Source organism: Mycobacterium sp., assembly GCF_035623875.1.
Classification (GTDB): domain Bacteria; phylum Actinomycetota; class Actinomycetes; order Mycobacteriales; family Mycobacteriaceae; genus Mycobacterium.
The window spans coordinates 1-3,091 of sequence record NZ_DASPSP010000223.1; the positions used below are offsets into that span (position 1 = coordinate 1).

At 63.2% G+C, this 3,091-nt stretch carries 4 protein-coding genes; 3 read left to right on the forward strand and 1 reads right to left on the reverse strand.

Annotated features, from left to right (window positions below; genetic code table 11):
* Positions 1 to 199, forward strand: a 199-nt coding sequence (locus VEI45_RS18275; protein WP_324855739.1) for a hypothetical protein, incomplete at its 5' end; no start/stop codon positions are given.
* 110 nt (positions 200 to 309) lie between these two features.
* Positions 310 to 1,047, forward strand: coding sequence for a hypothetical protein (locus tag VEI45_RS18280; RefSeq protein WP_324855740.1), 738 nt, complete (start codon positions 310 to 312; stop codon positions 1,045 to 1,047).
* Positions 1,048 to 1,195: 148 nt separating this feature from the next.
* Here VEI45_RS18280 and VEI45_RS18285 read toward each other — a convergent pair whose 3' ends face one another.
* Positions 1,196 to 2,119, reverse strand: a complete 924-nt coding sequence (locus tag VEI45_RS18285) for an NADP-dependent oxidoreductase (protein WP_324855742.1) — start codon at positions 2,117 to 2,119, stop codon at positions 1,196 to 1,198.
* A 185-nt stretch (positions 2,120 to 2,304) separates the two neighbouring features.
* Here VEI45_RS18285 and VEI45_RS18290 point away from each other — a divergent pair, with 185 nt between their 5' ends.
* Positions 2,305 to 2,733: an SDR family oxidoreductase gene (locus VEI45_RS18290; RefSeq protein ID WP_324855744.1), complete on the forward strand. Its 429-nt coding sequence runs from the start codon at positions 2,305 to 2,307 to the stop codon at positions 2,731 to 2,733.
* The last annotated feature ends 358 nt before the right edge of the window (positions 2,734 to 3,091 follow it).

Below are 3,091 nucleotides of genomic sequence, written 5' to 3' on the forward strand. Positions count from 1 at the left end.
CCTTGAGCTCAAGACCACATTTGTGACTCTCGGAGGTTCGTCTCGAAACCGGGTGCGTCCGGTGACTCTGACCGCTCGGAATGCACTGAAATTGCCCGTGGGCGATCGAATTCGATATCGGCGAGATCACTCCAAAACGGAGGAAGCTCTGAACCTCGTGCAGGTTCAGAACCGTTCCGATGTCTACGACACCACGTAGTAGCCTCAGTCCGTTCTTTCGAACACTCTCGCGCGCGGCAAGCGTTACCGCTAAGTACTCCGAGTTAGCTCGACCTTCTGCAGACCGGAGCGGACAGATAGCGTGGGTTGATGGCCTTTCTGCTGGACGAGGTGCTCAACGCCCACGGGGGGTTGGAGCGATGGCGGAAGGCGGGGACGGTCCACGCACGCGTACAAACGGGAGGGCTGCTGATCCGAACGCGGGTGCCGGGCAACCGCTTCGCGGATTATCGCATCACGGTGCACGTTCGGGAGCCTCGGACGGTCTTCGACCCGTATCCGCGGGATGGGCTGCGCGGGGTCTTTGAGCGCGGGTCGGCGCGGATCGAAAATCACGACGGCGAGGTCATCAGATCGCGCGCGAGCGCACGGGCCGCGTTCTTCGGCCGCTCGGGCCTGCGCCGGAACATTCGCTGGGACCCGCTGGACGCCGTCTACTTCGCCGGCTATGCGATGTGGAACTACCTCACGTTCCCACACCTGCTGACTCTTGAAGGGGTCGAGGTCACCGAGGGAGAAACGTGGCCGGAGGGCGGAGAGACATGGCGGTGCCTCAACGCGAGCTTCCCGCCCGACATCGATACACACTCGCCCCGCCAGATCTTCTACGTCGATGCCGGTGGTCGGCTGCGACGCCACGACTACGTCCCCGAGGTGATCGGCCGTTGGGCGAGGGCTGCTCATCTTTGCGCCGACCACGTTCAGGCCGGCGGGCTCCTGTTCTCGACTCGCCGGCGTGTCCACCCAATCGGTCCTGGCAACCGCTCGCTGCCCTTCCCGACCCTGGTGTCATTGCAACTGACCGACCTGCGGGTCGAGACCGAGTAGGTCCCACCGCACGGAGTCATAGTGCGCGGTTCGTGCTCCGCCCCCGGCGGAGTATCGCGATGGCCGAGGCGATGACCTAACGGTGACTAGGTAGGTCGTTGCCACTGCCTCGAAATAGACGGTCCTTAGGACACTGCCTCGGCCATAGCTAGGGCGTCAGAACGATCTTGCCCCGGGTGTGGCGGCGTTCGAGTGTGGAGTAGGCGCGCTGGACCTCGTGGAGCGGAATAACCTCGGCGATAGGCACTTCCAGTTGGCCTGCGGCGATCAGTGCCGCGAGCTCGGCTAGCACGGCGGGGTCGGCCCCGTCCTGATTGCCGACGAACTTGACCCCGAACCGCTCTAGCGCCGGGAAGTCGATGATGGTGTCGATGCGGTCGGGTGCAATGCCCAGCTCGGTTATGGCTAATTCAACGTAGCCGCCACCAAAGAAGTCCAAGAACGCATCGACCCGGCCGTCAGGTGCCGCCGAACGTAGCCTGTCAGCCAGACCGTCGCCGTAGTTGACGGTGATCACGCCATGGGCAGCCAGCCACTGGTCGTTGGACGGGCCGGCGATGCCGAGCACCGTCGCGCCCGTGCGTTTGGCCAGCTGTACGGCTATCGTGCCCACCCCGCCAGCGGCGCCGGCGATCGCGACAGTGTCACTGGGCGTCAACCCGACCGACCCGACTGCGGCGTATGCCGTTGTGCCGGCGACGAAGAGAGCACCCGCGGCTTCCCATGACACTGCCGGCGGTTTGATGGTGAGCTGATCGGCAGGCACCACAACGAATTCGGCTTGGCTGGCACGGTTGTTCGTGAAACCCAACACCTCGTCGCCCACTGAGAACAACTCGACGCCAGGCCCGACCTCGGTGACGACACCGGCCAGATCGCTGCCCTGCCCGGACGGAAACGTCGCCGGGAAGATCTCGCGGAACGCGCCTCTGCGAATCATGGCTTCACCGGGATTGATACCGGCCGCCTTCACTTCGACTCGCACTTCACCAGCACCCGGCAGCGGAACGGGAACCTCTCGCACCTCGAGCACGTCCACGCCCCCGTACCGGTCGAACCTTACTGCTTTCATGAGCCTTCCGAGCCTTTACCTCTGTTGTTGTTGTTGTTGTGTCATGGCTACGACAGTCATTCGGACCATAACGATCTTGTCGCCGGCAGTAGGCGGATCGGGCGCATTGAGTCGTGATTTACAACGGTCGAGACGGTCTCAATACTCCACCAATACGACTGGTCGGGGCGCAATGGACGTCGGCCATGATCGATTTTGGACTATCCGGCAAGCGCGCCGTTGTGTCGGGTGCGGGCTACCTCCCTGAGCGTGCGGGCCTTGGCTGGTTTACGTCGTTGGCCCTTGCGGAGGCGGGCGCGGGCATCCGCTTGAATACTCCCGCTCCGGTGGCGATCCTGACGCCTCTTCTGGACAAGCAGCTCTCGACGCCCAAGCAAGCGAAGCGGATTCGTGCGTTCCCGGTCCCGATCGGCGGGTTCGGCGGTGCTGGGCAGCTGGCCGACTGGATGCTCTTCATGCTGTCGGATGCTGCGGACTTCTTGTGCGGGAGCGTCGTATTCGTCGATGGCGGGTCGGACGCCTACTTCCGTGCTGACGACTGGCCGAGGCGTGCGCCAGCGTATCGACTATTGACGTACCTCAAGCGGTTCAGGGGCTACCCCGCGTCGGCCTGAAAGCACTTCGAAGCTGGCACAACGTTGCTCTCCAAAGCAAGCTCGGCGGAAAAGTCGCTACGCGGTGGGCATTTCGCACGAATCGATTTCGCGAACGAACCCGACCGCGTTGTTCTCAAGACTGCGCCACCAGTGACCTTTGGACGTCACCGGTGTAGACCAAGGACTCTAGGCGATGTTGTTCGCGTCACTAAGCTCAATGCGACAGTGTCCCGCGGACGGGAGCCGGAGATACGCCACATGTACCAGCACAGTCACCCGTATTCTGCCGCACAGCCGGCATGCACGATAGCGCTCGTCGAGCGTGATGGACGGACACGCGCAACGGTCGAGTTGCATTGGGGCGGATCATGTCTAG

Coding starts and splice junctions, on each gene's coding strand:
- VEI45_RS18280 (WP_324855740.1), top strand. CDS start 310: ATGGCCTTTCTGCTGGACGAGGTGCTCAACGCCCACGGGGGGTTGGAG.
- VEI45_RS18285 (WP_324855742.1), bottom strand. CDS start 2,119: ATGAAAGCAGTAAGGTTCGACCGGTACGGGGGCGTGGACGTGCTCGAG.
- VEI45_RS18290 (WP_324855744.1), top strand. CDS start 2,305: ATGATCGATTTTGGACTATCCGGCAAGCGCGCCGTTGTGTCGGGTGCG.